This is a genomic window from Rehaibacterium terrae (genome assembly GCF_014202935.1).
In the GTDB taxonomy this organism is placed as follows: domain Bacteria; phylum Pseudomonadota; class Gammaproteobacteria; order Xanthomonadales; family Xanthomonadaceae; genus Rehaibacterium; species Rehaibacterium terrae.
This window is the reverse complement of record NZ_JACHHX010000015.1, coordinates 57416-78613: the sequence shown is the minus strand read 5'-3', so window position 1 is coordinate 78613 and position 21198 is coordinate 57416. Positions and strand designations below refer to the sequence as shown.

The 21198-nt window shown below is 70.5% G+C and carries 18 protein-coding genes; 5 read left to right on the top strand and 13 right to left on the bottom strand.

The window, feature by feature from the left end:
* Positions 1 to 178: 178 nt before the first annotated feature.
* Complete coding sequence (tyrS, locus tag HNQ58_RS10450) at positions 179 to 1390, bottom strand: tyrosine--tRNA ligase (RefSeq protein WP_183948868.1); 1212 nt, start codon at positions 1388 to 1390, stop codon at positions 179 to 181.
* 188 nt (positions 1391 to 1578) lie between these two features.
* Here tyrS and HNQ58_RS10445 point away from each other — a divergent pair, with 188 nt between their 5' ends.
* Both HNQ58_RS10445 and HNQ58_RS10440 read left to right on the top strand, forming a co-directional pair.
* The gene (locus HNQ58_RS10445) at positions 1579 to 2982 is read left to right on the top strand and encodes a peptidoglycan DD-metalloendopeptidase family protein (RefSeq protein ID WP_183948867.1); all 1404 of its coding nucleotides are present in this window, start codon (positions 1579 to 1581) and stop codon (positions 2980 to 2982) included.
* Positions 2983 to 2992: 10 nt separating this feature from the next.
* On the top strand, positions 2993 to 4099 hold the full coding sequence (locus HNQ58_RS10440; protein WP_183948866.1) for an anhydro-N-acetylmuramic acid kinase: 1107 nt from the start codon (positions 2993 to 2995) through the stop codon (positions 4097 to 4099).
* A 65-nt stretch (positions 4100 to 4164) separates the two neighbouring features.
* Here HNQ58_RS10440 and HNQ58_RS10435 read toward each other — a convergent pair whose 3' ends face one another.
* The 3 genes from HNQ58_RS10435 to HNQ58_RS10425 all read right to left on the bottom strand — a co-directional run bounded on the left by HNQ58_RS10435 (position 4165) and on the right by HNQ58_RS10425 (position 6633).
* On the bottom strand, positions 4165 to 4422 hold the full coding sequence (locus HNQ58_RS10435; RefSeq protein WP_183948865.1) for a hypothetical protein: 258 nt from the start codon (positions 4420 to 4422) through the stop codon (positions 4165 to 4167).
* A 73-nt stretch (positions 4423 to 4495) separates the two neighbouring features.
* Positions 4496 to 5851 (bottom strand): AmpG family muropeptide MFS transporter, encoded by a 1356-nt coding sequence (locus tag HNQ58_RS10430; RefSeq protein WP_183948864.1) that lies wholly within the window; start codon positions 5849 to 5851, stop codon positions 4496 to 4498.
* A complete protein-coding gene (locus HNQ58_RS10425; RefSeq protein WP_183948863.1) occupies positions 5848 to 6633 on the bottom strand; it encodes an exodeoxyribonuclease III in 786 nt (261 codons plus the stop codon). Before HNQ58_RS10425 ends, HNQ58_RS10430 begins: the two co-directional genes overlap by 4 nt.
* Positions 6634 to 6806: 173 nt before the next feature.
* Between HNQ58_RS10425 and pyrE the strand changes: the two genes are divergently transcribed.
* Together pyrE and HNQ58_RS10415 are read left to right on the top strand one after the other, a co-directional pair.
* Positions 6807 to 7454, top strand: coding sequence for an orotate phosphoribosyltransferase (gene pyrE, locus HNQ58_RS10420; RefSeq protein WP_183948862.1), 648 nt, complete (start codon positions 6807 to 6809; stop codon positions 7452 to 7454).
* Between the two features lie 32 nt (positions 7455 to 7486).
* The gene (locus tag HNQ58_RS10415; protein ID WP_183948861.1) at positions 7487 to 8110 is read left to right on the top strand and encodes a DUF4124 domain-containing protein; all 624 of its coding nucleotides are present in this window, start codon (positions 7487 to 7489) and stop codon (positions 8108 to 8110) included.
* 192 nt (positions 8111 to 8302) lie between these two features.
* Here HNQ58_RS10415 and HNQ58_RS13565 read toward each other — a convergent pair whose 3' ends face one another.
* Genes HNQ58_RS13565 through coaBC form a run of 3 tightly spaced genes read right to left on the bottom strand, consistent with a single transcriptional unit; the run spans position 8303 to position 12341 of the window.
* Positions 8303 to 10627, bottom strand: a complete 2325-nt coding sequence (locus HNQ58_RS13565; RefSeq protein ID WP_183948860.1) for a phosphomannomutase/phosphoglucomutase — start codon at positions 10625 to 10627, stop codon at positions 8303 to 8305.
* 47 nt (positions 10628 to 10674) lie between these two features.
* Positions 10675 to 11130 (bottom strand): dUTP diphosphatase, encoded by a 456-nt coding sequence (gene dut, locus HNQ58_RS10405; RefSeq protein ID WP_425504171.1) that lies wholly within the window; start codon positions 11128 to 11130, stop codon positions 10675 to 10677.
* On the bottom strand, positions 11130 to 12341 hold the full coding sequence (gene coaBC / locus HNQ58_RS10400) for a bifunctional phosphopantothenoylcysteine decarboxylase/phosphopantothenate--cysteine ligase CoaBC (RefSeq protein ID WP_183948858.1): 1212 nt from the start codon (positions 12339 to 12341) through the stop codon (positions 11130 to 11132). The genes dut and coaBC overlap by 1 nt, the downstream gene beginning before the upstream one ends.
* Before the next feature lie 95 nt (positions 12342 to 12436).
* On the opposite strand from coaBC, the gene radC reads away from it, so the two are divergent.
* Positions 12437 to 13111, top strand: coding sequence for a RadC family protein (radC, locus tag HNQ58_RS10395; RefSeq protein ID WP_183948857.1), 675 nt, complete (start codon positions 12437 to 12439; stop codon positions 13109 to 13111).
* A 111-nt stretch (positions 13112 to 13222) separates the two neighbouring features.
* Here the strand turns inward: radC and HNQ58_RS10390 are convergent, their stop codons facing one another.
* The 6 genes from HNQ58_RS10390 to HNQ58_RS10365 all read right to left on the bottom strand — a co-directional run bounded on the left by HNQ58_RS10390 (position 13223) and on the right by HNQ58_RS10365 (position 21197).
* Complete coding sequence (locus HNQ58_RS10390; RefSeq protein ID WP_183948856.1) at positions 13223 to 14974, bottom strand: hypothetical protein; 1752 nt, start codon at positions 14972 to 14974, stop codon at positions 13223 to 13225.
* Between the two features lie 199 nt (positions 14975 to 15173).
* The gene (locus tag HNQ58_RS10385; RefSeq protein ID WP_183948855.1) at positions 15174 to 18380 is read right to left on the bottom strand and encodes a TonB-dependent receptor; all 3207 of its coding nucleotides are present in this window, start codon (positions 18378 to 18380) and stop codon (positions 15174 to 15176) included.
* 8 nt (positions 18381 to 18388) lie between these two features.
* The gene (locus HNQ58_RS10380) at positions 18389 to 19525 is read right to left on the bottom strand and encodes a tetratricopeptide repeat protein (protein ID WP_183948854.1); all 1137 of its coding nucleotides are present in this window, start codon (positions 19523 to 19525) and stop codon (positions 18389 to 18391) included.
* Positions 19526 to 19527: 2 nt separating this feature from the next.
* Positions 19528 to 20160 (bottom strand): energy transducer TonB, encoded by a 633-nt coding sequence (locus HNQ58_RS10375; RefSeq protein WP_183948853.1) that lies wholly within the window; start codon positions 20158 to 20160, stop codon positions 19528 to 19530.
* 1 nt (position 20161) lies between these two features.
* Complete coding sequence (locus HNQ58_RS10370; protein ID WP_183948852.1) at positions 20162 to 20575, bottom strand: ExbD/TolR family protein; 414 nt, start codon at positions 20573 to 20575, stop codon at positions 20162 to 20164.
* A gap of 4 nt (positions 20576 to 20579) precedes the next feature.
* Positions 20580 to 21197 (bottom strand): MotA/TolQ/ExbB proton channel family protein, encoded by a 618-nt coding sequence (locus HNQ58_RS10365; RefSeq protein ID WP_183948851.1) that lies wholly within the window; start codon positions 21195 to 21197, stop codon positions 20580 to 20582.
* Position 21198: the final 1 nt, after the last annotated feature.

Sequence of the window (21198 nt, the reverse complement as noted above, 5' to 3'; positions counted from 1 at the left end):
GGACGTTTCGTCCGAGGGAGCCGCACATTATACGGCACTTTCCGCGTCGGTCAACACCCCAACGGGCGCCTCCCGCCACCCCCGCCACCCGCCTCCCGGCACCCGCAGCGAAGGGGCGCGCATTGTGCACGGACGCGAGACGGTTGGGAAGGGGCAGCGAAAAAACACTCCGGTCGCGTCAGCCGGCAACGAGGCGGACACGGGCGAAGTTGCGCTTGCCGACCTGCAGCACGCCCTCGAACCCGGGCGCGAACTCGCGCTGCGGGTCCTCGGCAACTTCGCCGTCGATGCGCACGGCGCGCTCCTTGAGCTTGCGCATCGCCTCGGAGTTGCTGGTCGCCAGGCCCGCGGCCTTGAGCAGCGCGGCCAGGCGGATACCGCCGGCGGGGATGACGATGTCGTTGACCGGCAGCAGCGTGGTGTCGCCCTCGCCGCGCACCACCGCATGCCAGCCGGCAATCGCTTGCTCGGCGGCCGCGGCATCGTGGAAGCGCGTGGCCAGTTCACGCGCGAGCCGCAGCTTGGCGTCGCGCGGGTTGAGCTGTCCGGCGGCGACGTCCTGCTTCATGCGCGCCAGTTCGGCCAGCGAGACTTCGAAGCTGAGCAGCTCGAACCAGCGCCACATGAGTTCGTCGCCGATCTTCATGGTCTTGGTGACGATATCGATCGCCGGCTCGGCAATACCGATGTAGTTGCCGAGCGACTTGGACATCTTCTGCACGCCGTCGATGCCTTCGAGCAGCGGCATGGTCAGCACGACCTGTGGCGGTTGGCCAGCGTTCTCCTGCAGGGCACGCCCCATCAGCAGGTTGAACTTCTGGTCGGTACCGCCCAGCTCGACGTCGGCACGCAGCGCGACTGAGTCGTAGCCTTGCACCAGCGGATAGAGAAACTCGTGGATGGCGATCGGCTGCTGGCCGGCGAAGCGCTTGGAAAAGTCGTCGCGCTCGAGCATGCGGGCGACGGTGTGCTGGGCGGCCAGACGGATCATGTCGGCCGCGCTCATGCGATCGAACCACTCGGAGTTGAAGCGCAGCTCGGTGCGCTCGCGGTCGAGCACCTTGAACACCTGGTCGGCGTAGGTGCGTGCATTGGCCTCGACGTCTTCGCGGGTGAGCGGCTTGCGGGTGACGTTCTTGCCGGTCGGGTCGCCGATCATTCCGGTGAAGTCGCCGACCAGGAAGATCACCGTGTGGCCGAGATCCTGGAACTGCCGCATCTTGTTGAGCAGCACGGTGTGCCCGAGGTGCAGGTCGGGCGCGGTCGGGTCGAACCCGGCCTTCACCCGCAGCGGACGACCGAGCTTGAGCCGCGCTTCGAGTTCTTCGCGCTTGAGGATTTCTTCCGCCCCGCGAGCGATCAGCTCCAGGGCCTGCTGCAATTCCGACATCAACGACCTCGACCCGCCGGTGCGCGCACCGGCTCAGCTATGTGAATGGGAGAGTGTGCCCGCCCGCACGGCGCAACGTTAATGTCACGTTAAATGCTGGAGCGCAAAAAATCCAGCCGGCACAAGGGTTTGACTCGCCCTTTGCAGGCTGGCTATCGTAGCCGCGGCTTCACCCGGGGCAGGGCATTGTGAACTCGAAAGACGAACGACTCGACGGCGCCGGCGCGCGCCTGATCCACACCGCGCGCAGGGCTGCCGCCAGCCTCGTCGATCGCGTCGATGCCGAGCTCCCGTCCCGCCGTGCCGATGGCCGCTGGTCGCGCGAGCACTGGCTGCTCGCCAGCCTGCTGGCCACGCTCGGCACGCTGGTGATCGCGATCGTGCCCGGCATCGCCAGCGCGATGCGCGAGACCGAAGTGCCGCACACCACGGTGACGCTGACCCTGCCCGAGCCGGCCGCACGCGCGGATGCCACCGAGTCGACCGCGACCGATCGCTGGCAGACGGTCAAGGTCAAGCCCGGGCAGACACTCGGCCAGGTGTTCGCCGAACTCGGCCTGCCGGCCGCCGACATGCATCGCCTGCTCGCCCATCCGGGCGCGCGTTCCCCGCTCACCATGATCCGCGCCGGGCAGGAGTTCGAGTTCGACATCCCGACGCCGGGCACGCTGCGCGCGATCCGCTTCGACAGGGACGACAGCACCCGCGTCGAGCTGAGCCTGGCCGGCGAGCGCATCGTCGAGACCACCCTCCCGCGCGACGTGCAGCGCCGCGTGCTGATGGCCAGCGGCGAGATCACCCACTCCCTCTACGGCGCCGGCGAGCGGGCCGGCCTCACTGCCAGCACGATCAACGAGCTGGCCAACGTGTTCGAGCACGACATCGACTTCACCCGCGACCTGCGCGAGGGCGACCGCTTCCACGTCGTCTACGAGGAGGTCTGGCGCGACGGCGAGCGCGTGCGCCACGGCGGCATCGTCGCCGCCAGCTTCATCAACCAGGGCAAGCGCTACACCGCCTTCCGCTACACCCGCCCGGACGGCCGTGTCGAATACTTCGACAGCGAGGGCCGGCCGCTGAAGAAGGGCTTCCTGCGCATGCCGATCGAATTCGCGCGGATCAGCTCGCGCTTCAACCCGAACCGCCGCCACCCGGTGCTCGGCACCATCCGCGCCCATCGCGGCGTGGATTATGCCGCGCCGACCGGTACGCCGATCCGTGCGGCCGGCGACGGCCGCATCAGCTTCGCCGGCTGGCAGAACGGCTACGGCCGCACCATCATCATCGACCACGGCCGCGGCTACACCACGCTGTACGCGCACATGTCCCGACTGGGGCCGTTCCGTACCGGCCAGCGCGTCCGCCAGGGCCAGGTGATCGGCTACGTCGGCGCCACCGGCCTGGCCACCGGCCCGCATCTGCACTACGAATTCCGCATCAACGGCGTGCACCGCGACCCGCTGACGGTCACCTTCCCGAAACCCGAGCCGCTGCCGGCGGCCGAGCTGGCGCGCTTCCGCCAGCAGACCGCGCCGGTGATCGCCCACCTCGAACTGCTGGAAGGCCGCCAGTTCGCCACCGCGTCGCGTTGATTCGCACGCCATGGCCGATGACGCGCTCTACCTGGGCCTGATCTCCGGGACCAGCGCCGACGGCATCGACGCCGCGCTGGTGCGTTTCGCCCCGCGGACCGAAACACTGGTCGCACGCACCTTCCCCTATCCGGAGGCGCTGCGTGCGCAACTGCTGCAGCTCTCGCAACAGGGGGCGAGCCTGACCCTGGACGACATCGGCGCCCTCGACGCGCGGATCGGCGATGCCTTCGCCGACGCCGCCGAGGCGCTGATCGCCGACAGCGGCATGGCGCGGGCGGCCATCCGTGCCATCGGCTCGCATGGCCAGACCCTGCGCCACCGGATCGATGCGTCGCCACGCTTCACCATGCAGCTCGGCGATCCCAACCGCATCGCCGAGCGCACCGGCATCGCCACGGTGGCCGATTTCCGCCGCCGCGACGTCGCCGCCGGCGGCCAGGGCGCGCCGCTGGCGCCGGCCTTCCACGCCGCCATGCTGCATTCGCGCGACGAGGATCGCGCGGTGCTCAACCTCGGCGGCATCGCCAACCTCACCCTGCTGCCGCGTGACGGTGTCGTGCGCGGCTTCGATACCGGCCCGGCCAACGGCCTGATGGACGCCTGGATCGCCCGCCACCGCGGCGTCGCCTACGATGCCGGCGGCGCCTGGGCCGCCAGCGGTCGCGTCGATACCGGACTGCTTGCCGCGTTGTGCGCCGACCCGTGGTTCGCGCTGCCGCCGCCGAAGAGCACCGGCCGCGACCAGTTTCATCTCGGCTGGCTCGACGTGCATCTCGCAGGCGACCGACACCGGCCGGAAGACGTGCAGGCGACACTGTGCGAACTCACCGCCACCACCGTCGCCGACGCGCTGCGTCGCCACCAGCCCGGCACCCGGCGCCTGCTGGTCTGCGGTGGCGGCGTGCACAATCCGCTGCTCTTGGCGCGCATCGGCGCGCGACTGCCGGGCGTGACGACCGAATCCACCGCGGCGTATGGGCTGGACCCGGACTTCGTCGAGGCGATGACCTTCGCCTGGCTGGCGCGGGAGACGCTGGCCGGCCGGCCTGGCAACCTGCCGGGCGTCACCGGCGCGCGCGGACCGCGCGTGCTCGGCGCGATCCATCCAGCCTGAGACGCCATGAAAGGAACCGCCGCACGGCCGAGCCGGCGATGGCTGGCGCGGATCGGACCCGGAAGTCAGTAGGGCGTGTCGTCCGGCAGTTCCTTGAACGCCGACATGGCGTCGAGGAGCGCCTTGGACTCGTCATCGCTGAGCGTGCCCGGCAGGCGCGAGATATCGCCCGGCTCCGGCGGCGGCTCCGGTTCCAGCACCCCCAGCCCGCGCCGGATCAGGTGCAGGATGGTCTCGTTCAGCGGCCAGCCGCGCTCGCGCGCGAGGTCCTTGATGCGCTCGGCCACCTCGGCATCGATGTCGCGGATCAGGAAGTCCGGCACGTATCGCCTGCTCCGTCCCCACGGATTCCCGGCTGCAAGCTTAGCTCGCGACGTCTGCCGCCAAAAGCCCGGCTCATGCCTGTGCCGCCCGCGCCGCCGCAGCCGAAGGCGGACGCATTACCGGCAACCGGTTGCCGAGCAGCACCAGCAGGAAGATGCCCGGCAGTGCCAGCAGCGCGGTGAACACGAAGAACGCCGCCCAGGCCTCGGCCGTGCCCGCGACCCAACGGCTCTTCTCCAGCCAGTCGACCGTGAGCCCGCCCAGCGAGGCGGCGCCGCGCATGGCGAAGTTGGCCAGCGAGGCGAGCAGCGCGTACTGGGTCGCGGTGAAGGCGACGTTGCACAGCGAGGAAACGAAGGCGACGAAGATCGACAGCGACAGTCCGGTGGTGAGGTTGTCGGCGACGATCGCCAGCGCCAGGATGCTGAAGTCCTTGCCCGCCAGCGCCAGCCAGGCGTAGAGCAGGTTGGTCGCGGCCATGGCGATGGCGCTGCCGAGCAGGGCACGGTAAAGCCCGAAACGCTTGGCGATCACGCCGCCGATGGCGCCGCCGAGCAGCATCGCGCCGGTGCCCAGGGCCTTGGAGTAATTGGCGATCTCGGCCGGGGTGAAGCCGGTGTCGATGTAGAACACCCCGGTCATGCGCCCGATCATCGCCTCGCCGAGCTTGAACAGCAGCACGAAGGCCAGCACCAGCCAGGCGTGTGGCCGCCGCAGGAACTCGCTGAACGGCGCGACCAGGGTGTCGTGCAGGCGCGTGCGCCACGGCCGGGAAGTATCGTGGCGCAGCACCTCGGCCGGCACTTTCGGTTCGCCGGCCAGCGCCAGCACCAGCGGGCCGGCCAGCAGCACGCCGCCGACGGCAAGATAGGCCAGCGGCCAACCCAAGGGGCCGGACAGGTGCAGCACCGTGAAGCCCGCCAGCACGGTGGCGCCGGTCATCCAGCCCATGGTGGCCATCGCCGAGCCGGCGGCGTATTCGTCCTGGCGCAGGTACTCCACGCGGTAGGCATCGATCACGATGTCCTGACTGGCGGACAGGATCGCGATCGCCGCGATCACCAGCACCAGGCCACGCAGGTTGGCCAGCGGATCGATACCGAGCAGCTGCGCCAGCGCCAGCACCAGCGCAATCTGGAACAGCACGATCCAGGCGCGGCGCCGACCCAGCCAGCCGAGCCCGAACGGCCGCAGGCGGTCGAGGAACGGCGCCCACAGGAAGTTGACCGCGTAGACCAGGCCGACCAGGCCGACCACGCCGATGTCGGTGCGCGACAACCCGTGCTCGCGCAGCCAGACGCCCAGGGTGCCGGTGATCAGTCCGTTGGGCAGGCCGGAGCACACGCCGAGCAGGAACACCACCGCCATGCGCCGGGTGAAGTAGACGCCGACGGCATCCAGCCAGGCGTTCAGTTTCGCGGCATTCAAGCGGGCGACCCCTCATACCGGTAATCCACGACGTAGGGCGCGTGGTCGGAAAACTTCGGCGCCGGGTGGATCGCACAGTCCACGAGCCTGTCTCGCAGCGAGGGCGAGACTATCTGGTAATCGATGCGCCAGCCGACGTTCCTGGCGCGGGCGGCGCCGCGCTGGCTCCACCAGGTGTAGTCCTCGCCGTCCGGGCGCAGCTCGCGATAGGTGTCGACCCAGCCGCGCTCCTCGATCAGCCGGTTCAGCCAGGCCCGTTCCTCGGGCAGACAGCCGGAGTTCTTCTGGTTGGAGGCCCAGTTCCTGATGTCGAGCCGGCTGCGGACGATGTTCCAGTCGCCGCAGATCACGTAGTCGCGGCCGCTGGCCAGCCACTGGTCGAAGATCGGCGCGATCCAGTCCATGCAGCGGAACTTGAACCGCTGGCGCTCCTCGCCCGAGGACCCCGACGGGAAGTACATCGAAACGACGCTCAGCTTGCCGAAGCGGGCCTCGATATAGCGCCCTTCCTCGTCGAAGTCGGCCCAGCCCAGTTCGGTCAGCACTGCATCCGGCTCGTGCCGGCTGTAGATCGCCACCCCGCTGTAGCCCTTCCTGGTGGTCGCGTCGCGGAACCACGCGCGGTAGCCGTCGGGGCGCAGGGCGGCCTCCCCGAGCTGGTGCTCCTGCGCCTTGGTCTCCTGCACGCAGAGCAGGTCGGCCCGCTGGCGCACGAACCAGTCGAAGAAACCCTTGCTGGCGGCCGAGCGCAGGCCGTTGGCGTTGAAGGTGATGATTCTCACGGGAATCGGGAATCGTGAATCGGGGGTCGGGGATCGGAAATTGGAAATCGGAGCCTAGCGGAACTGGGTGGGCTTGTCCGCGGGCGGATGTCCCGGGCAAGCCGGCATTCAATCGCCCGACACGGCTGGTGCACAATCCGCTTCCCGCCTCCCGCTTCCCGATTCCGGTTCCCGTGCAAGCCCATCAACGCACCTTTCTCGATCTCGCCGTCGCCCGCGACGTGCTGCGCTTCGGCAAGTTCACCCTCAAGTCCGGACGGATCAGCCCGTACTTCTTCAATGCCGGCCTGTTCGACTCCGGCGCCGCGCTGGCGACGCTGGGCGAGTGCTATGCCGAGACGCTGCTGGCATCCGGCCTGGATTTCGACATGCTGTTCGGCCCCGCCTACAAGGGCATCCCGCTGGCGACCGCGCTCGGCGTGGCGCTGGCGCGACGCGGCCGCGACGTACCCATCGCCTTCAATCGCAAGGAGGCCAAGGCTCATGGCGAGGGCGGCATGCTGATCGGGGCGACGGTGCGGGGGCGGGTGCTGATCGTCGACGACGTGATCACCGCCGGCACCGCCATCCGCGAATCCATCGACATCATCCGTGCCGCCGGCGGCACGCCCTGCGGCGTGCTGATCGCGCTCGACCGCCAGGAGCGCGGTCGCGAGGGCGGACGCTCGGCCGCGCAGGAGGTCACCGCCGAATTCGGCCTGCCGGTGCTCGCCATCGCCGGCCTCGCCGACCTGCTCGACTTCACCGACGGGCACCCGGCGCTGGCCGCGCATCGCCCCGCCCTTTTGGCGTATCGTGACCGCTACGGCGCCAGCGCCTGACCACGCACCGAATGCCATACCGGAGACCCGCCATGCGCGCATCCCGACTCGCCCTCGCCATCGCCCTGGGTTTCGCGCTCGCCACCCCCGCCGCCCAGGCGCAGAAGCTCTACCGCTGGGTCGACAAGGACGGCAAGGTCCATTACTCCGATGCGCTGCCGCCGGAGGCGGTCGATCAGGCCCGCCGCGAACTCAGCGCCAAGAGCGGGCTGACCGTCGGCGAGGTCGACCGTGCCCTGACCGACGAGGAACGGGCAGCCCTGGCCGCCGCCGCCGCCGAGGCGCAGTCGGCTGCCGAACGGGAGGCGCTGCAGCGCGAACGCGACCGGGTGCTGATGGCCTCGTTCCCCAATGAAGCCGACCTCAGCCGCGCCTACGGCGAGCGCATCAAGCTGCTGGAGGAAGCGCTCAAGGCCACCCAGGCGACCATCGACGGCCAGCACCAGAGCCTGGCCAGCCTGCTGGCCAATGCCGCCGACCGCGAGCTGACCGGCCAGCCGATCGACGCCCGGACCGCCACCAGCGTGCGCGAGACGCAACGCCAGATCAGCCTGCAGCAGAACCTGCTGCAGCGGCGCGAAGCCGAACGCGCGGCCCTGCAGCTGGAATACGAAACCACCCTGGCCCGCTACCGCCAGCTGCGCGACGGCGGCTGAGGCCGGGGGCGGGAAACCGGGGCTCGTGATCGACTGACCGACCACCGTCGCCCCGGCCGCGGTGAGCGGTCGGCCGTTCCGCAGTCCGTCGGGAAGAGCCGATCGCTGGCGGCGCGCGGAACGACAGTGCGGGACGCCGTGGCGGCGCCTGCCGCTCCGACTTTCCCTGCCCCATTCCCGATTTCCGGCCGTTCAGAACGGCAGCGCCAGATCGGGCTTGAGCGCGAGCAGCTGCTCGCGGAACGCCTGCTGGATACGCGCCATCGCCTCGGCGTTGTCGGCGTCGAAACGCAACACGATCACCGGCGTGGTGTTCGAGGCCCGCACCAGGCCGAAGCCGTCCGGCCAGTCGGCACGCACGCCGTCGATGGTGGCGACGCGCGCGCCGTCGAACTTCGCCCTGTCGCGGAAGGCCTCGACGAAGACGTACTGCTCGCCCTCGGCGACCGGGATCTTCAGCTCCGGCGTGCTCACGCCCTTGGGCAGCTCGTCGAAGACCTCCTCCGGCGCGCGCGGGTCGGCGGCGATGATCTCCAGCAGGCGCGCGGCGGCGTAGATGCCGTCGTCGAAGCCGTACCAGCGCTCGCGGAAGAAGAAATGGCCGCTCATCTCGCCGGCCAGCTCGGCCTCGGTCTCCTTCATCTTGGCCTTGATCAGCGAATGGCCGGTCTTCCACATCACCGGGCTGCCGCCGTGACGCAGCACGTGGCCGGCGAGGTGGCCGGTGCACTTGACGTCGTACAGGATGCAGGCGCCCGGGTTGCGGCTGAGCACGTCCTGCGCGAACAGCATCAGCAGGCGGTCGGGGTAGATGATCTCGCCGCGGCGGGTGACCACGCCGAGCCGGTCGCCGTCGCCGTCGAAGGCGACCCCGAGATCGGCGTCCAGGCGCTGCACCATGTGGATCAGGTCGGACAGGTTCTCCGGATCGCCCGGGTCCGGATGGTGATTGGGGAAGGTGCCGTCGACCTCGCAGTGCAAGGGCACCACCTCGCAGCCGATCGCCTCCAGCACCTGCGGCGCGATCGCACCGGCCACACCGTTGCCGCAGTCGACCACGACCTTCAGCGGCCGCTCCGTCTGCACGTCCTGGGCGATGCGTTGCGTGTAATCGTGGCTGATGTCGCGCCGCTGCAGCGTGCCTTGCGGCTGGGCCGAGTGCATCCGGTCCTCGACGATGCGGGTGTACAGCGCCTCGATGGCGGCGCCCGAGAGCGTCTCGCCGCCGACCACGATCTTGAAGCCGTTGTAATCGGGCGGGTTGTGGCTGCCGGTCACCGCCACGCCGGAGCCGGTGCGCAGATGGAAGCTGCCGAAATAGACCACCGGCGTCGGCACCATGCCGATGTCGGTGACGTCGCAGCCGGCCTGGCGCAGACCGGCGATCAGGCCTTCGACCAGCTCCGGTCCGGACAGGCGGCCATCGCGGCCGACCACGATGTCCTTGAGCCCTTTCTCATGCATCAGCGAGCCGATCGCCTGGCCGATCAGCCGGGCGATGCCGGCGTCGAGCGTCTGGCCGACCACGCCGCGGATGTCGTAGGCGCGGAAGATGCTGCGGTCGAGCGTCAGCGCACGCCTGGCCGGCTTCTCGCGCACGACACGCGGCTGGCTGGCGGCGGCGCTGCGCTGCATCACTTCGGCCAGGGTGACATCGCTGGCCGCCTCGGCTCCGCCTTCGTCGGCCATCGCTGCCTGCGGCACGCTGCGACGCTGCAGGACGAAGGCGCCGGCACCGGCCAGCAGCAGCAGGCCGCCCAACCCATACCCCAGCCCCCCCGAAAGCAGCCCGGCGCGCACCTCGGGCGCGGCGGCCACGATGCGCATCCCGCTGCCCGGGATCGGCACCGCACGCGCCTCGGCCAGCGCCGCCAGCTCGCGTTTGCCAGCCTCGGCGATCAGGAAACGGCCTTGCTTCAATCCCAGATACAGCCCCGCCGGCGTCGCCGCCTGCAGCCGTTCGGCGAGCACGCCGACCGGCAGCTTGACCAGCGCCAGCGCCAGCACCCGATTGCCGTCCGTCACCGGACCGACCAACGCCAGCGTGGGCTGGCCGCCGTCACGGATCACCGCAGCACGCGGCGCCCCGGCGACCAGCGCGTCCTGCAGCAGCGCCAGACGCCCGTAACCGAACGCGGCCAGATCGCCTTCGATCGCCTCGTCCAGTGCCGGCGGATGGAACTCCACCCCGACCAGCTCCGGCCAGCCGGCCTGCAAGGCCTGCGCGGCGGCCGCGGTGTCGTCCTCGCGCAAGGCCGCCAGTACGCTCTCGCGCTGACGGTGCTCGCCGAAGCGCTGCAGCAGGCCGTCGAGCTGCTGGCGCACGTCGGCTGCCGCCTGGTCGCGACGGCCATCCAGCTGCGCCGCCAGCCGTTCGGCCGCGCCCGCCTGCCAGCTCTGCCAGAGCACGAGCGCGCCGAGCGCGATCAGCACGGCGCCGATCAGCGGCAGAAACCGGTGCACCTGGACCGGAATCGCCAGTCTCCTGGCGGCGGCGGGCTGGGTGTCGTTGCTCATTGCTGTGCTGTCCCCTGGCTGTCTGTACGTTCGCTGCGGCCACGCCGTCAGCGCACGCCGGTATGGCCGAAACCACCCGCGCCGCGCACGCTGGCCTCGAAATCCTCGACGATGCGAAACGCCGCCCGTGCCACCGGCATGAACACCAGCTGCGCGATGCGATCCCCCGGCGCGATGGTAAAAGCGGCGCTGCCGCGGTTCCAGCAGCTCACCATCAGCGGCCCCTGGTAATCGGCATCGATCAGCCCGACCAGGTTGCCCAGCACCAGCCCGTGCCTGTGACCGAGCCCGGAACGCGGCAGGATCGTCGCGCACAACCCCGGGTCGCCGATATGGATGGCAATGCCGGTCGGCGCCAGCACGGTGTCGCCCGGCCGCAGCGTGACCGGCGCATCGAGCATCGCGCGCAGGTCCATGCCGGCCGACTGCGCGGTGGCGTAGTCCGGCAGCGGGAAATCGCGGCCCAGCCGCGGGTCGAGGATCTTCAGCTTGATCTCGCGCATCATGCGGCGCGGTGCTCCATGCGGTCGGCGATCAGTTGCAGCAGACGGCGCGCGACCAGCGGCTTGGGCGCGACGCCGATCTCGGCGCCGCCATCGGCCCAGTACACCGACAGCGCGTTGTCGTCGGCCTCGAAGCCCAGCCCCGGCAGGCCCACGCGATTGGCGGCGATCATGTCCAGCCGCTTGCGGACGAGTTTGTCGCGGGCATAGGCCTCGACCTCGCGGGTCTCGGCGGCGAAACCCACCGTGAACGGCCGGTCGGCGCGTGCCGCCACCTCGGCGAGGATGTCGGGCGTGCGCACCAGCGCCAGCGTCAGCGATTCGCCGGTCTTCTTGATCTTGTCGGCGGCGGCCTGCGCCGGCGCGTAGTCGGCCACGGCGGCGGCGGCGATGAACAGGTCCTGCCCGGGCAGCGCGGCCAGCACCGCCTCGCGCATCTGCGCGGCCGAACGCACATCCACGCGGCTCACGCCGGCGGGCGTGGCCAGCGCCACCGGCCCGGCGACCAGGGTCGTCTCCGCGCCCATCGCGGCGGCGGCTTCGGCGAGCGCGAAGCCCATCTTGCCGGAGCTGCGGTTGCCGATGTAGCGCACCGGATCGATGTCCTCGCAGGTCGGCCCGGCGGTGATCAGCACCCGCCGGCCGGCCAGCCGCGTCGCGTCGGCGCGCAGCATGGCCAGCGCGGCGACGATCTGGGTCGGCTCCAGCATCCGGCCGGCACCCACCTCGCCACAGGCCTGGTCGCCCTCGGCCGGGCCGAGGACCGCGACGCCGCGCGCGCGCAGCGTGGCGAGATTGGCCTGTGTGGCCGGGTGCGCCCACATCCGCCGGTTCATTGCCGGCGCGACCGCCAGCGGCGCGTCGGTGGCCAGACACAGGGTGCCGAGCAGGTCGCCGGCCAGCCCATGCGCCAGCCGCGCCAGCGCGTCGGCCGACGCCGGCGCCACCAGCACCCGGGTCGCCCAGCGCGCCAGCTCGATGTGGCCCATGGCCGCCTCGGCGTGCTCGTCCCACAGCGAGCTGCGCACCGGATGCCCGGACAGCGCCTGGAAGGTCAGCGGCGCGACGAAGCGCTGCGCGCCCTCGGTCATCACCACCCGCACCTCGGCACCGGCCTCGCGCAGCCGGCGCACCAGGTCGGCGGCCTTGTAGGCGGCGATGCCGCCACTGACGCCGAGCAGCACCCGTTCGCCGTGGAGGAGGTCGGACACGCGGAAAATTCCTACCCGGAAGAAGGCGTCTAGCTTACCCGAAGCGCCGCGCCGACCCGATCCCGAGCACACGGCCGCGAGCGCAGGCTGACCCCATGCGCATCCGCGACTGGCCCGAACACGAACGTCCGCGTGAACGCCTGCTGGCGCACGGCGCCGGCAGCCTGTCCGACGCCGAACTGCTGGCGATCTTCCTCGGCTCCGGTCCGCGCGGCCGCAGCGCGGTGGAACACGCCCGCGCGCTGCTGGCGCAGGCCGGTTCGCTGCGCCCCTTGCTCGACCGCACGCCGCGCCAGCTCGCTGCCCTGCCCGGCCTCGGCCCGGCACGCGCCTGCGCGCTGGCCGCCGCGCTGGAGCTCGGCACCCGCCATCTCGCCGCGGACCTTGCGCGCGGCGAGGCGCTTACCGACCCGGACCGCGCCGGCGAATACTTCGCGCGCCGCCTGCGCGGCCTGCCGCACGAAGTGTTCGCCTGCCTGTTCCTCGACACCCGCCACCGCGCGATCGCCTTCGAGGAACTGTTCCGCGGCACCCTCGACGGCGCCGAGGTGCATCCGCGCGAGGTGGTGAAGCGCTGCCTGGCCCACAATGCCGCCGCCATCATCATCGGCCACAACCACCCGAGCGGGGTCAGCGAACCGAGCGCCGCCGACCGCGCGGTGACCGAGCGCCTGCGCCAGGCGCTGGCGCTGATCGAGGTGCGCCTGCTGGATCATTTCGTGATCGGCGACGGCCCGCCCTGCTCGCTGGCCGCACGCGGCTGGCTGTGACGTGCGCCAAGAAGAACGGGCCGGCGTGGCGCCGGCCCGTCGTTGCCTATAACCCGCTGAAAACCCGCCGACCGCGCCGCCATGGCGGCGGCGCGGCGGCGAACGCGCGGATCAGTTGACGCCCTTGGTCCAACCCAGCGTCCAGTTGTCCTCGCGGCGGTTGCTGCGGAAGGCGCCGGCGTAGTCGGTCGGCATGAACCAGTCGCTGGTCGGCTTGAAGTGCTTGTTCAGATGCACGGTGCCGGTCGGCAGGAAACCGCTCAGCTGCGGGTCGCCGGCGACGTTGCCGGCCTGGCCGGTGAACCAGGCCTGGGCATAGCCCGCCGTCACACCGGTGCCTTCGCGGTAGTTGTTGGCGCAGTTGATGATGGTGTTGTTGATGGTCAGCACACCGGTCAGCGCGTTGGCCGGGCCGGCCGCCGCCTGCGTCGCCGCGCCTTCGATGCTGATGCAGGCGCGCTTGAAGTTGGTGACGATACCGTTGTACCAGTTGCCGCCGCTGCCTTCCTTGATGTTGAAACCGTCACGGCTGCTGGCGCTGCCGGCGCCGCCGCCGATCAGGGTGAAGTTGGCGATGGTCGGACGCGAACGCGGGGTGGCGTCGAAGTTGGTCGGGCTGTTGGAGACTTCGAAGCCATGGTCCTCGCCGGCGCAGCCCTGCTGCACGACCAGGGCGAACTGCATCTTGCCGCTGTAGCCCTCGTCCCAGTCGATCGAGTCGTCGCCGCCGCAGACGTCCACGAAGTAGCGGACGTTGGCGGTGCCGCCGAAGAACTCGATGCCGTCGTCGGCGCCCTTGTACGACTGCAGGTACTCCAGCGTGGTGCCGGCGCCGACCGCGTTGAGGGTGAACGAGTTCAGCTCGCGGTTCGGCGCGAACACGTAGCCGGCGTAACGCACCTGCATGTAGCGGATGATGCCGCTGTTGTCCATCGGATCGCTGCCGCCGTAGCGGTTGGTGTTGTCCCACTCGGCCACGCAGTTGGGATTGCAGTTGGCCGGGGCGTTGCCCGAGATCACCAGCCCACCGACGTCCTGCGGCGCCGGCTCGCCGCCGAAGCCCGGCAGCTCCTTCGGGCTGGTCAGGATGATCGGCGCGTATTGACGGCCCTCGGCGTAGATCTTCGAGCCGCGGTTCACCGCGATGTGGTCGAAGCTGTCGCCCGAGCTGACCAGCAGGGTGCCCGGCTCGATGCGCAGGATGGACTGCTGGGCGTTGTCGCCGCCGATGTTCACCTTCTGGTCGATCACCCAGGTGATCTCGTTGGTCAGGGTGATGTCCTGGCCGAGGAAGCTGCCGGAGATCATGCAGGCGCGCTCGCCGTAGGCCGGCGCGGGGGTGGCGAAGCTCGGGCAGCCCTCGAACTTGCGCTGATACACGCAGGAGGGCTGGCCGACGCCGGTCACCGGCACCAGGTTCCAGGTGAAGCTCTGCAGGCCGCTGGCCGGCGTCATCTGCAGATCCATGGTGGCGCTGGTGCAGCTGTTGAAGGTCAGGGTCATCTGCCCGACGACCTCGTTGGTCAGGCTGCCGGGCGGGATCGGCGAACCGAAGTTGCCCCCTTCGACCTTGATCAGGTCGGCGGTGCCGGTGTAGCCGAACTCGCTGATCCGCGGCGCGGCGATCAGCCACAGCGGCTTGCCGGCGGCGTCGTAGGTGAACAGCAGGGTCACGGCCAGGTGGCTGCCATCGCCATCGGGATGCGGGGCGATCTCGAACTGGACGCCGCGGCCGTCGGCGGCCGGGTCGAACCAGTTGCCTTCGAGCGCGTCGCTCAGTCGGAGGGCGGCGGAAGCGTCGCCGGCGGCGAGGGCGCCGAGCACCGCGGTCGCCATCGCGCACTTGCGGAGGGTAAGGGTCATGGAAAACTCCTGAGTGGGACGAGAGGCGGGCGCGGCGCGAATGCGTTACGCGACCCTGACCGGATCGGGTCGCGGCGCAGGTTAGGCGGCGTCGATGACAGTGATCGAACAGCGACGTGACAGAGAGGTTTCCGTCCCCCGGACACGCCGACGGCCGCAGGCGCGGCCGTCGGCGTCCCCTTGCCAGTCCCTGCGGCCTTCAGAAGGGCGTCCACTCCAGACTCAGGCCGATCTCGCGGCCCTTGCGGTATTCGCGGGTGAGCTCGCTGCCCTGGCGGAACTCGACCTTCGGGTCGAGCAGGTTGCGCAGCCGCACGCGGAACGCCCAGCGCTCGCCCAGCCGCTGCTTCCAGGTGAAGTCGAGCTGGTGGAACGGCTGCTCGTAGATGTCCGGCTGGGTATCCACGCCGACCTGCACGATGCGTTCGCCGGAAACGTTGTAAAGCAGCGTCGCCTCGCGATCGCCGTCGGACGACTGGTAGCCGAGCTGCAGGTTGACCACGTACGGCGACTGGCCTTCCAGCGGGCGGACCAGGTTGGTGTTGAAACCGGACTTGGCTGGATCCAGCCGGATCTCCGAATCGATCCAGGCGTAGTTGGCACCGAGGTACCAGCTCTCCCATTCCAGCCGGTCCAGCCGCAGCCACTGCGCCCAGCGCGTGTCGCCGATCCAGCGGCCGAGGAAGCCCAGATGCTTGTACGCATCCAGCTCCACGCCCTGATTGGTCGCGCCCTCGGCATTGGCGAGCGTCAGCAGGATGCTGCCCGAGCCCGGCAGCAGCTGCTTTTCGATCGGACGGGTGAAGTCCTTGCGGAAGGCGGCGACCGACACGCTCTCGGTCGGCGAGAAGTAATACTCCCAGCGCAGGTCGTAGTTGCGGATGCTGGCGGTGACCAGATCGGGATTGCCGAAGGTCAGCACGTCGAGGATCGGGTCGACGAACGGCGCCGCGGTCAGCTCGCGGAAATCCGGTCGCGACAACGTCCTGCTGTAGCCCAGCCGCAGCTGCTGGTTGTCGGTGAGCTGCCAGGTCGCCGCGAAGGAAGGCAGGCGGTCGGTCTGGTCGATCAGGCCGACCACCGGCTGGTCGCTCGGGCGCACCACCGAAAAGGTGGTGACCTGCTGCCAGTTGTCCTCCTCGCGCAGGCCGAAGTTCAGCCGCACCCGATCCCACAGGCTCAGGTCGAGGCTGACCGCCCGATAGTCCAGCCGCTGCGAGGCGAAGTAGTTGTCGGTCGGCTGGGTGATCTCGGCCACCACGAAGCCGTCCGGGCGGATGGTGTCAGGGTTGAGGATGGCCTCCAGCGTGGGCCGGCCGAGCACCTCGGGCCGGATCACCGACGCGCCGCGCGCGAAGAACTGATAGCGGCGAATGTAGGAATCGCGCTCGCGCTCCAGCCGGCCGGCCTTGAGCCCGAGCTCGCCCCGCACCCGCGCGCCCAGCGCGAACGGCAGTGCCAGCCCGAGGTCGCCGGATTCGGAATCGTCGTCCAGATTGGCGAAGATGTGGCTGTTGCTGGCCGTGCTGAGCGAGAAGAAACGGCCATCGTCGCGCACGTCGAAACGGTACTCGCGGGTGTTGGGCGCATAGCGGTTGGCGCGGGCGCGGGTGTACAGCCAGTCCACGCGCGCCTGCCCGACGAACCAGGGCAGCCGGTGTTCGCCGGCCAGCTGGTGGGCGACCAGCTCGTTCTCCACCCACTCCAGCTTGTAGTTCTCCAACGGCTGGCTGTCGACCACGCCGGACTGGATCCGCGCCAGGTCCTCGGTCTGGCGCACGATCAGCGAGGTGCCGCGCAGGCTGTGGTCGTCGCCATGGTCGATGCCGGCGACGAGGAAGCCGCTGGTGTCGATTTCGGCGTGGGTGCCGGTCAACGTGGTTTCGTCGCGCAGGCTCAGGCCGTCGCTGCTGGCGGTATAGAAGCGACGCGCCTCGGTGCGGGTGTCGAAGCTGCGCGCGTAGCGCGCCGAGGCGAGGAAGCCGACGCGCCAGGCCTCGCCGAAATGCCAACTGCTGCCGCCGGAGAGCGCGAAACCGCCATCCGGGCCCACGCGCTTGTTGGTGATGTCGTAACCGCCGGCCGCCAGCGCCTCGCCGACCGCCTCGAACTCCTGCGGCGTCAGGCCGGCGGGGTTGGCGGGCGTGCGCTGGCGCAGGAACAGGCCGGCGCGGCGCAGTGCGTCCAACCGCGCCGGCAGGGCGCGGCTGCCGTCGTCCTTGCCGGTCCAGTCGCGTCCGCCGCCGGCATAGCCGAAACCGTCCTGGAAGCTGGTGCCGTCGGCATGGCCGAGACTGCCCGAGAGTTTGAAGAACGGGCTGTCCGGAAAACCGCGGGTGCGCAGCGCGATGCTGCCGCCGCCGAATTCGCCCGGCATGTCGGCCGAGTAGGTCTTCTGCACCACCACGCCCTGCAGGATCTCGGTGGGGAACAGGTCCAGCGGCACCACGCGGCGGGTGGGATCGGGCGAGGGAATCTGCGCGCCGTTGAGCAGCACGCTGGAATAGCGCTCGCCCAGACCGCGCACGTAGACGTACTTGCCGTCCACCAGCGTCAGGCCGGTGACGCGCTTGAGCGCGCCGGCGGCATCGGAGTCGCCGGCGCGCGAGATCTGCTCGGCGCCGAGGATGTCGGTGACCGCGGCCGAGGTGCGGCGCTCCTCGACGAAAGCGGCCAGCGAGCCCTCGATGTACGGCTCCAGCACCACGAACTCGGGCAACTCCAGCCCGGCCGGCGTCAGTTCGACCTCGCGGGCGACGGTCTGCTCGGGATCGACCGCCACGCCGTCGATGGTCTGGGCGCTGAAGTTCGGAGCGATCACCGAGAAGGCATAGGTGCCGGGGGCCACCTCGATACGGAAGCGGCCATCGGCATCGCTGACCACGTCGAGCGGTGTGCCGCTGACGAAGATGCGCGCGCCCGCCACCGGCCGGCCGTCCTCGCTGCTGACCACACGGCCTTCGATGACGCCGGGGGGGGCGGCCACCGCCTTCGGTGCGGCGGTGGCGGTGCCTGCCTGGTGCGAGCTCTCGATGAACACGCTCGGCGGCGAATCCGGGTACAGCGTGGCGATCAGCTCGGCGCTTTCCTCGGGCTGGAAGTCCAGCTCGAGCGTGAGCACTTCGCGTCCGTCGCGGCTGACGCTGAGCGTGCGCCGGCCCGGGTCGATGCTCAGTCGCAGTGCGCCGTCATCGTTGGTGTGGCCGAGTGGCCGGCCGTCGATGCGCACCTCGGCACCGGCCAGCGGCGTGCGGTCGTCGAACAGCACCACCGACAGTGCCGCCGGGTCGGCAGCCAGCGCGGCGCGGATGCCCAGCGCGAGCAGTGCCAGCGGCGCGAGCAGTCGGGAGGTCTTGGCAGGCGTCATCGGCAGCGATTCGTGGTCGTGGGTCCGGTGCGACGGCATGTGCGCGCTCAGGCGCAGGTCCAGCGCGCGTCGGCGCAGTCCTGCATCAGCCGGCGCAGTTCGGTGGCCTTGCGGAACAGGTCGGCGCGGGTGAGCGCCGACAGGTGCTTCTCCGCCGCGGCGTGGTCACCGGCGCGGTAGTGGGCATAGGCCAGGGCATAGCGCACGTCCTCGTCGGCATACAGGCCGGCGCGGTAGAGCGCGTCCTGCATGCCGGCGACCTGGTCGTAGCGGCGCAGTTCGATCAGGATGCCGACGCGCTGCTTGAGCTTGCGCGGCGAATCGGGGATGCGGGCATTGAGCATGAGCGCGCGGGTCGGATGGCCGGCGCGGCGGAACAGCTCGGCAGCCTCGGCGTTGAGTGCCGGCTCGCGCACGGCGACGCGGGCGAGGATCTCGGCCGCGGCATACGGATCGCCGCGCTCGACCCAGGTCTGCGCCAGCGCCTTGGCGACGGCGAGGTCGTCGGGAAAGCGCAGCGCCGCTGCTTCGAGAAAGCCCAGCGCCTCGTCGAAGCTGCGCCCGCGCCGCAGCGCGGTGCCGATGGCGACGTAGTCCTCGGCCTTGCCTTCGGCCCGCGCCAGGTAGTCGCGACCGAGCGCCGCGGCCTCCTGGTAGAGGCCGGCATCGATCAGGTAGAACACCTGCCGCCGCAGGAAGGACACATTGCCCGGGAAACGCTCGCCGGCCGCGCGCAGCGTGTCGAAGGTCGCCTGCCGCCGGCCCAGCATCCACTGCGCATGGGCGCGCATCAGCCAGGCGCCGGAGAGACCGTCGACCGCGTCGCCGGCCGCTTCCAGCGCGGCGACGGCATCGCCGTAACGCTCCAGCCCGAACAGGGCCTGCGCGCGATACAGGTGCACCAGCGGGTCGGCCTGGCCGGCGACGATCGCCGCGGCGAAGGCGTCGGCGGCCTCGTCCAGCCGCCGCTTCTCCAGCGCCACCAGCCCGCGCACGGTGTGGTACTGGACGAGGTCGATGCCGGGCGTGTCGGCGGTGACGTGCTTCAAGGCGTCGTCGGCGCGGTCGTACTCGCCGTCGCGGGCGAGCAGGCTGGCGAGGGCGACGTAATCGACCTCGTCGGACCGCTTCGCCAGCGCGGGCGCGGCGAGCAGGGCGATCAGGAGGATGGCGGGCAGGCGCATCGTCAGCTCCGCGACAGGTCGAAGCGGACGCGCTGCTTGGCCCACACGCGCACGTTCTCGCCCTTGTAGGTGGCCGGCTCGAACTTCCAGCCCTGCACGCCGGCGACGGCGACCTCGTCGAACACGCCGGCCGGTTGCGCCTCCAGCACCTTCACCCGCTCGACCCGGCCGGTCGGGCCGATCAGCACGCTCAGCAACACGTAGCCGGTGATGCCCTGCGCCTTGGCGCGCGGCGGGTACTGCATCGGCGTCTGCAGCAACGGGCGCGGCGGCTGGTCGACGCTGTCGTCGGTCATCACCACCTCGCCGGCGTCGCCGAGCAGGCCCTTGCCGAGATCGAGTTCGGCGGCGTCGAAGGCCGGCAGGCCGAAGCTCAGGCCGGACAGCGACGAATCCAGCCCGATCAGCGGCGCGGGCGCCTGCCGCGTCTGCCGCTTCGGCGGCTCGGGGCGACGCACCTGCGGCGGCTCGGGCGGCTTGTCCTTCCGCACCACCTCGATGGCGGTGCCGGACAGCCCGTCGCCCTGGTCCGGACGTGCGGCCTGCCGGTTCATCAGCAGCACGATGCCCATCACCATCGCGAAGCCAGCGACGGCGGCGAGCAGGCCGGCGAGATGGACGCGGGAGGCGCGCATGTCAGCCCTCGCCCGCCTCCGCGACGGTGGCGACGCCGACATCCTCGGCGCCGGCCAGGCGGGCCTGGTCGACCACCTCGACCAGCCGCCCGGACGGCACCTGGTCGTCGGCCACCACCAGCACCGACTTCTGGGTCATGCCGCGCAGCAGGTCGCGCACGCGGCCCTGGATCGCCCACACCCGCACCGGCTCGCCATCGAGGAAGGTCTCGCCCTGGCGATCGATGTAGATGCGCACCGCCTTGGTCGAGGCCACGACCTGCGTCTGCGCACCGGGGCGGTTGATGTCGAGCTTCATGTCCTTCACGAAGGTCGTGCTGACCATGAAGAAGATGAGCAGGATGAAGGTCATGTCGATCATCGGGGTGAGATCGACGGCGGCCTCGCTGGCCTTGCTGTCACGACGACGCAACATGGCGTCAAGCCCCCTGCGCGGCGGGCGCGCTGACGAGAATGTCCTTGATCTGCGCCAGATCCAGCGCGATCTGCTGCTGGCGGCGGTCGAGCACCGCCTTGACGATGACGCCGGGCACGGCGACCACCAGGCCCATCTGGGTGGTGAACAGCGCGGTGGCGATGCCACCGGCGATGCCGCCGGACTGCGAGAACAGCGTCATGTCGCCGAGCGATTCGAAGGTGACGATCATGCCCATCACCGTGCCGAGCAGACCCAGCAGCGGGGCGATCGCCACCAGCGTGGTGATGGTGGTGGACCAGCGCTTGATGTCGCGCTCGTAGCCGGCAAAGGCGTCGTCGAGAAAGCGGCGCAGGTTCGGCTTGCCGGCGTCGCGCAGGGCGAGGCCGGCGGCGATGGCCTCGTCGACGATGCCGTCAGGCGCACCGGCGCGGCCTTCCTCGCGACGCTTGATCAGCACCCGCACGTTCTTGCGGCTGCCACGCCGCAGCAGCGCCCAGCGGCTGCCGATGGCGAACCACAGCAGCGCGGTCACCGCCAGCAGCGGCGGCATCACGATGCCGCCGGCGCCGAGGTAGCCGCCGAGCGCGTCCAGCCAGTTGCCGTTGTCGATCCCGCCCATG